The 7,750-nt window shown below is 33.8% G+C and carries 9 protein-coding genes; all 9 read left to right on the forward strand.

Going from position 1 to position 7,750, the window contains the following annotated elements; translation table 11 throughout:
- On the forward strand, positions 1 to 2,599 hold a 2,599-nt coding region (locus U880_RS0103285), incomplete at its 5' end, for a right-handed parallel beta-helix repeat-containing protein (protein WP_024654648.1).
- On the forward strand, positions 2,599 to 3,378 hold the full coding sequence (locus tag U880_RS0103290) for a hypothetical protein (RefSeq protein ID WP_024654744.1): 780 nt from the start codon (positions 2,599 to 2,601) through the stop codon (positions 3,376 to 3,378). The genes U880_RS0103285 and U880_RS0103290, both read left to right, overlap by 1 nt.
- A gap of 5 nt (positions 3,379 to 3,383) precedes the next feature.
- Entirely contained in the window at positions 3,384 to 4,175 is a 792-nt protein-coding gene (locus U880_RS0103295; protein ID WP_038359119.1) for a hypothetical protein, read from the forward strand.
- A 24-nt stretch (positions 4,176 to 4,199) separates the two neighbouring features.
- Positions 4,200 to 4,541, forward strand: coding sequence for a hypothetical protein (locus tag U880_RS0103300; RefSeq protein ID WP_235048000.1), 342 nt, complete (start codon positions 4,200 to 4,202; stop codon positions 4,539 to 4,541).
- Between the two features lie 3 nt (positions 4,542 to 4,544).
- Positions 4,545 to 5,741 (forward strand): PBSX family phage terminase large subunit, encoded by a 1,197-nt coding sequence (locus U880_RS0103305; protein ID WP_038359122.1) that lies wholly within the window; start codon positions 4,545 to 4,547, stop codon positions 5,739 to 5,741.
- Between the two features lie 19 nt (positions 5,742 to 5,760).
- A complete protein-coding gene (locus tag U880_RS0103310; RefSeq protein ID WP_024654381.1) occupies positions 5,761 to 6,804 on the forward strand; it encodes an anti-CBASS protein Acb1 family protein in 1,044 nt (347 codons plus the stop codon).
- Positions 6,805 to 6,853: 49 nt separating this feature from the next.
- The gene (locus tag U880_RS10050; protein WP_235047965.1) at positions 6,854 to 7,222 is read left to right on the forward strand and encodes a hypothetical protein; all 369 of its coding nucleotides are present in this window, start codon (positions 6,854 to 6,856) and stop codon (positions 7,220 to 7,222) included.
- Positions 7,223 to 7,257: 35 nt separating this feature from the next.
- Positions 7,258 to 7,398 (forward strand): hypothetical protein, encoded by a 141-nt coding sequence (locus tag U880_RS11775; RefSeq protein WP_235047964.1) that lies wholly within the window; start codon positions 7,258 to 7,260, stop codon positions 7,396 to 7,398.
- Positions 7,376 to 7,750, forward strand: a 375-nt coding sequence (locus U880_RS0103320) for a structural cement protein Gp24 (protein WP_235047994.1), incomplete at its 3' end; no start/stop codon positions are given. The genes U880_RS11775 and U880_RS0103320, both read left to right, overlap by 23 nt.

A 7,750-nucleotide genomic window follows, 5' to 3' on the forward strand; every position in this document is an offset into this window, starting at 1 on the left:
TTCTGATTCTAATGATTCTGATTCTGATGATGTAACTAATGTAACAAGTGAAGAAGAAAATTATTGTAATTTGAGTATTATTTTTTTTACGGACGAAGGTCAGTTTTTTGATCTTACGCCTTATGCAAATATATCAAGTATTTCTTTAGAACTTAAGATTGTAGATCCCACATTAAAGACCGCGTCAAGTAGTTTTAGATTTGATGCAGGTGGACTTTCAGATGAATTTTTAGATTTTCTATTTTTCAGAAAAGAAGATGTATATGTGCAGGTTAAGGATGGTAACAAACCGTTATTCAAGGGGATTTTAGAAAAATTTTTCAATCGCGAAGTTTTGAACTCAACTCAAACTATTAACTTTGTAGTGAACGATTATTCTAAGCTTCTCAATATTGTTTTTGAAAAACCCATTCAATTTCCGATTAATTTCAATCCTGATTGGCTGTATGTGTATAATCCTTTGATCAAAGAACAATCCCTAGTACATCTAATTTTGGGCAAAACTAAGCTTAATGATGCAATTGATGATGATGGCTCTGAGAGTATCTTGAATCGAGTTCCCGCTGTAATTATTGATGAGGGTGAGGATATACAGACAATTCTTTCAGCTTTGCTTTATGAGTTTGGATATGCATATACATTTACAGGTGATGGCAAACTGCAAATTTTACCTATTTGGAAAAGTGAAGTTATCAAGAAGGATGTAGCTTATTGTTCTATAGATGCGAATAGTTATGTTTTGTCCAAAAGTAGTTCTAGTAGTTATGATTCTAATAGGGTTATTTGGAGAGAAGGTAAATTTCAAACTAAAGAAGAGTCTATTTCACAAAAGCGACCACTGTATTCTGCCCCTTTTCAAAATTATGGGGGTAGTTATTATGTTTCAGTTTTGCAAAAAGGAGTAGTATATCCTGATTTTGCAGACAAAATAGGTAGTGTTGTGTATCAAGAGTATGATCCTAAATGGTTTGATACTGCTTATACATGGGATTTTACGAGAAAAGAAGTATGGCATAACCATTATGCTCTAAATGAGCATTTAGCTATAGTTTCGACGCATAATCTTGAAACACGATTTAGTGCCGATTCTGATATTAAGCTTGTTCACGAGGAGTATTATCCAACAAAAGCGCGCATTTGGTTCAAAAATACATCTTCAAGTCAAGGTTCTCGTTATATTTACTATGTTGATATATATGGTGATGTTTTCTATACTACTGCTCGTAATACACTGCAAACTGATAATGCTGATGATTTTTACAGCAAACGATTCGAATATTCTACCCGCTTTATTTTTGATTCTGGTTCAGCCGTCAGACTTTTTGAATTTCTAACTAATTTACGGGTCAAAGGGCACACAATAGTTAATTTCAGATCAATTCAAGAATTGCATCTTACAGATTTTGTACGTCTAAAGTTTGAAGATTCAGGATTCGAACATTTTTTCTTGATTCTTTCAAAGAAAATTACCGGATTTGATATGAATATAAGATTGTATGAGTATGAGGGTCTTACATGGGGAGATTATACGCATTATGATTATTTGACCACTTCTCAGCATATAGGTGCTCAATCTCATTTAGAAGCTGTTAGTGAAGTTGTAGTCGCGCCTTTTAATCATGAGTTTGTCGTGGATGATAATTTTCAAAAACCTCATTTTGTTGCAACAGGCTTTAAAGATGAAGTTACGATTCAGGAGGCTTTTGAATTTGCAAAACGTTCTTCAACAAGCAAAATAAGACTACTTCCAGGTGATTTTTACTTGTATGGATCATTGGATATATCTAATTTACAACTTAAAGGAGATTATGGAGTTGTTGTAAGAACTAGTGGTTTTGTAAAAGATGTACTTGTAGCAAACCGTTCTTGTAAGTTGTCAGACATGACTATATTTCATCAACCTATTAGTGAATTTTGGATCAAGGGAGGTTCACTTAATGATAGTGAACAGTTGGATTCGTATTTAGAAGACAAAGAGTTTATTGGTGTTTCTACTTTGAGATTGTGTTCAAGTTACAAGGTAAGAGAAAAAGAGAGAACTTCTATTTATGCAGTTGATTCTAGCTTTATGTATTTAAAGAATATTATATTTCGCAACAACCGGGCTTTGGCATTAAAAGCCAACGGTGTTCAAAAAATTCTTTTTGAAAATGTTATTTTCAAGGATACAAATCAAGGCTTTGTTATTGATGATGTTAGTAATATGACACTTATTGGGGTTGAGATTGATTCTAATAAGAAGGCATCGGTTGCAAGTGGATTGAATGTCATCATTAGGGGTGGTGTTGTCAAGGCTAATGAAAATGGTTTACATCTAAAGCAATTTTCAAGCATCAAGGTTAATGGTGTTGAATTTAGCAATAATAAGGGTATTGCATTCAATATTAGTGATATTGTAAATGCGAGACTTTCTGAAAATAACTTCATAGAAAATAAAGTGGGATTAAAGGGTAGTTCTTTTGTTGATTTGTTAGTAAAAGATTTTTTTGTAAAGAATGAGCTTGGTATTTCTTTGACAAAGAAGTCTGATGTTGAATCTAGAATTGTTGATTTGAGTACTTACCAAGAGAATGTTAAGGACAAAGAGGAGGCTGCTTAATGGCTATTAGTGATGATGATTTTGAAGATATCAAAAAACGATTACAAGCTGATAATGTAAAAATCCAATTTGGAGTTGGAAATATGGAACAAGCAAAGACTTATGTTGGTAAACTTGGTGAGCCTATTGTAGTAGAAGATAAGGGTTTGTTTGCAATTTGTGATGGTAAGAGTAGTGAGAATCGAAAGTATTATCCGATCAATAAGGGACTTCCGCCAGTTTTAGATGATACTTTGGATTCTTATATACAGGATTTGGTTGAGCGATGTTTAGAGAATACTTATCCAGGCTTTTTGACGGCTGAATTTGCACGAGAAGGTTCACATTTGACCCGTTCTAAGTTGATTGAAGCTTTTGAAGCAACAAAGAAATTTTGTTTGCCAGATGGTCGCAGTCTGCCTGAAGGATGCTTTGTACGAGAGAAATTTGGAATATATTCTGCACCAAGTCTGTCGGGTAGATTTCTGAGGCACTATGATCCTCATGGATCTTATGATTATGTTCGGAGTATTGGTGATACTCAAAGTGATTCTTTTCGAAAACATGATCATTCTATAGATAACAGTAGTATTAGTTTTGATGGTTATCTTATTAAAAGTTTTTGGAAACTTAAGCGTTCTGGAGATTGGTCTACTGGTGATTATAGGTTTGTATATAATATGGAATTTGGCGATTATATTTCGAAATATAAATTTCCAGATTATACGGAATACTATGGGGATAGTGAAACTAGGCCTGTAAATTTAGCCTATTTGTCTTTTTACAGGTATGATTGGTAAGTTTCATGAGTAGTATTAGTCATAAAGATTATGAAGATATAAAGTCTCGACTTTCAGACAAATCTACCCGCATACAATTTGGGATTGGAAGTTATCTTGATTCTAAAGGTTATACAGGATCTGTTGGTGAACCTATTGTGTTGAAAGACAAAGATGTGTTTGGAATTTGTGATGGTAGTAGTATTGCAAATCGACGTTATTATCCAATGAATAAGGATATATCATCTATTTTAGATGATAATTTGGATGCTGTTTTAGAGCATACGATAGATTTTTTCATTGAAAAGGTTCCTGTTGGCACTTTGACGGCTAAATTTCCGGTTGAGGGTTCAAAGTTGAATAGGGCTAAACTCATTGAAGCATTTTCTAATACCAATAGATTTTGTCTGCCAGATGGTAGAAGTTTGCCATCAAATTGTTATGCAACTAGAGTTTTAGGTATAACTTCTGCACCAAGTCTTTCAGGTAAATTTCTAAGGCAATATGATGCTTCAAATTCAAGAAGTTTAGGTGATACTCAAAGTGATTCGTTATATAGGCATAGGCATGGCACAAATTATCGAAGCAAAGTTTCCTATTATGATAGATTTGATCAATGGTTAGTGAGAACCTTTAGTGTAGCTAGACGTGATTCTAGTTGGTACTGGAAAGATGGCCCTTATGATTTTGTATTTGACATAGATATAGGTGATTATATTTCGCGTTATAAGTTTCCAAGTCGTACACGAGAGTATGGTGATAATGAGACTAGACCTAAAAATTTAGCTTATTTGTCGTTTTTTCGTTATGATCTGTGAATCAATGTAGAAGGAGTTTTGAGGTTGAGCGAAGAATTTGATTGTAAAAAATTCTTGAAAGAAGCTGTTGAAAGTCATTTTCAACCATTAGGTGAGATGGCTTCTTCTCGTGAAGCATTAGTAAAAGTCTTTGTATCTAAGATGGTTGAGTTTTCCAATAGCAATGTTTTAGCAACAAGTCTTCATGCATTTAGAGTGTTTTTTGCTTCGCTTGATATGAATGAATTTGAAGATTTGGTTTTGGACATTATCAATAAAGAAAAGTTGTCTTTGAGTAATTTGGAGGGTTCTGTTATTGATAGTTGTGCATATACTGAGGGTGAGATTGGGCGTGTTATTAAGAAGAATAATAACGAAGCAGGATAGTAAATGGTGAAACTTAAGCGACTTCCAGTTTATTACAATGCGTATAAAAATAAACCCGAAGCTGAGATTTTCATATACTATTCAAGTCGGGGAACTGGTAAAACTTACGATATTGCTACTGTTAATCTTGAGAGAAAGTTCGCTAAGGATGGTGGTGATACTTTAGCAGTTCGAAAGAAGAAAAACAAAACTACCCAATCCATTCATAAAGAGATTTTAGAATTGCTTGACAGGTACAAATTACGTCGTGAATTTACTATAAGCAAAGCTAAGATAGAGACAAAAAAGTTGATATATGGACGTAAGCGTGCATTTGTATTTGAAGGTGGTCATGATACAACAGACTTAAAATCATATGCTCACTTCAAAGATCTTTGGTTAGAAGAAGCTAATCAGTTTACAGAATCTGATATTGAAAAACTTATTCCGACAATGAGAGAAAGAGGTGGTAGAATCTATATGTCGAGCAATCCAGTTCCGCGTTCTCATTGGCTTTACAAACGTTATATTGCAAATGAAGATAATCCTTCAGTGTGTGTGATCAAAAGTACTTATAGAGACAATCCATTTTTGAATGGAGGCGATGTTAATTCTTGGTTAGAGAAACAAAAACTTGCGTATCATGGCAATGATATTGGGTTTAGAATTGAAGTTTTAGGTGAAGAATTTGAATTTGGAACTGCTAGATTTATAAAACAGTTTAAAGTGTGCGATGAAAGTTTGATATCTAGAGTACAAGGCAGTTTTTACACTGGAGTGCACATAAAAGGAAATAGAGTTTGCTTGATAGAAATTCTTGTTGGAAGACTTGGTTATCTGCCACTAACAGTTGTAACTAATGCTAGTAGTAAAGTATTACTTTCAAGCGAAGATTATCAGCTTGAATTTGCGCGTTTTAGGGGAACTTTTGTTTTACCACATACTAGACAAGAGCTAAGATATGTTTTGTCTCGTTTTGGTAGAGGTTCTTTGATGGCTAGAAATCGTAGTCTGTATGTTCTCTCAGATTATCTTATCCCCAATAATTTGAATGTTGTAAAAAAAGAAGAGACCGAAGACGTAATTTTAGAGTTTCATGACACTGAATATTATTATGATGAGTCTTTTTCTAGTGAGAGTGGTATAGCTACAAATATTGTTATGCAAAGAGATTTACAGTATATACCAGCATTTTTGAATGCTGTGTCCATTTTTACGTAATTGGGCTACGGAGGTTTGATTGTTTAAGTTTAATTTTTTTAAAAGGAATTTTGATAAGAGTGCTGCTTCAAATTCAATATTTTATCCGACAAGCAGCAGTTGTTTGAATAGAGATTCGTCAAGACTTTCTCATCAAGTAGCAGAAATATATGCAGGATTTGCAGCATCTAGAGACATTGAGCACAAAAAAGGAGATGGGCTTGATGTGCTTTTTGATAACAATTTTAGAAGCGTGATCAAAAAGATGGTCTACACCTCAATTATTTCGGGGGAAAGTGCTTTTTACATAGTAGTTCCTGATTCTGAAGATCCCCGCACACCATTGAAGGATGGTTTTGAATCTCGTTGTTTCAATTTTGGTGAGGTTTGTGATGCAGATGATTTTTCTGTTGATCATATACATCCGACTCGTGTTATCAAAATGAAGTCGTCATTTTTGAATTTTTCGGCTTTAGAGAAGAGTAGTCGCATGATGAATTCTTTGCTTGATGAGACGGTTGGTTTTTTGAAGGTTAACAATTTTACTTTTCTAAAATCCGCAACTTTGCCATCAATCAAAGATATGACGGCACATGATCTTTCTGAACTTAAGAAAAATGTAGAAGGGGTTTTGGATAGTAATCATAAAATGATGATACTTGGTAAAGAAGATGATATTGCAAATATTACACGTTCTGTAAGTCCTATAAGAGATGCATTTGAGATTATTGTGTCTGATGTGACGCTCTATTCTGGAATTCCTAAAGAAGTACTATATCCCACATCTCCGTCTGGGGAGGGAAGTGTTGGAAATTATGACATATTCTATCTGAATATTGAGCAAATATGTAAGTTAATGATGGCGCCTTTTATCAATGCAGTTCTGAAGAAATTTAGACTTGAATCTAATTGGCAATTTAAGGCTGTGAAGCCGATTAGTCAAAAAGAACAAGCTGATATTGAAGAGAAACATGCGCGTACTCTGTCTTTATATGCAGATATTTTAGAAAAGGCTAATGAGATGGGTAATTTAGATCTTGTGAACAAAATTCAGTTTGAACTTAACGAATTTTTGCAAGTTTAGTGAGAATTGATTTATGTAAGTTGTTTGACTTTGGAAAAAGGAGGTAAATATGAAAAGTGAACAATTAGATGATATTTCTTTATCAACTACCAATAATTTTGCTTCTGATGTTGGTAATAGAGAAAGTGTAACAATTTCTTTTGAAGAGTATGAAAAGTTGATCTCAGATTCTAAGAGAATACCAGAGATAATTCAGGATTTTGAGAAGAGATTAGCAGAAGGTGAGAGAGATAAGAAACAAGCTGAAAAGAAGGCCGAACTTAATGCATTCAGGGATTCTAAGATTTTGTCACAATTACAGGATGCGTCCAAGCAGTATGATATTTCTCCAGAATTTGAAAAGGTTAGTAGTATCAAGGATGCAAAGTTGGCATTTTTAGATGCTATGAAAAGAAAATATGATATTAAGTTCAAGTAGATGAATCTGGAGATCTTGATGCACAGATTGATAATATGAGTTTCCTTGTACAACAACTTACAGCTTACAAGCAAATGAATAATGCACGTGGTAGATCTGTTGGAGAGATTGTAAATAATACCATGGCACAGAGATATAAAGATAAAATTGCTAATGTTGGGTTTGCGCATGCATAAATTTAGTTTTTCCGGTTCAGAAAAAAGTTTTTTACCAGGATTTGAACATAAGAGTGGAATTCATGAAACTGAGTCTGCAATAGTTGATGCTGATTCAGAGGCTATATTGCCTGGGGATTTAGTAATAGTTAGTAAGTCCTCTAATATGGGAGATATTTTGGTAAAAAAAGCAACATCTAGTACTACAAACACTGATGTTGTTCGTGGATTTGCTATGAAAAAGACCTATATACCTTCATATGAAACAGAAAAGTACTTACCAGGAGAAGTTGTTCCTATTAGAAGACGTGGTGAAGTAGTAGTAACTCTTGATACATCATATACAACTCCTAAAATTGGGCATTATGTCTTT

The sequence above is a fragment of the Borrelia hispanica CRI genome, assembly GCF_000500065.1.
Taxonomy (GTDB): domain Bacteria; phylum Spirochaetota; class Spirochaetia; order Borreliales; family Borreliaceae; genus Borrelia; species Borrelia hispanica.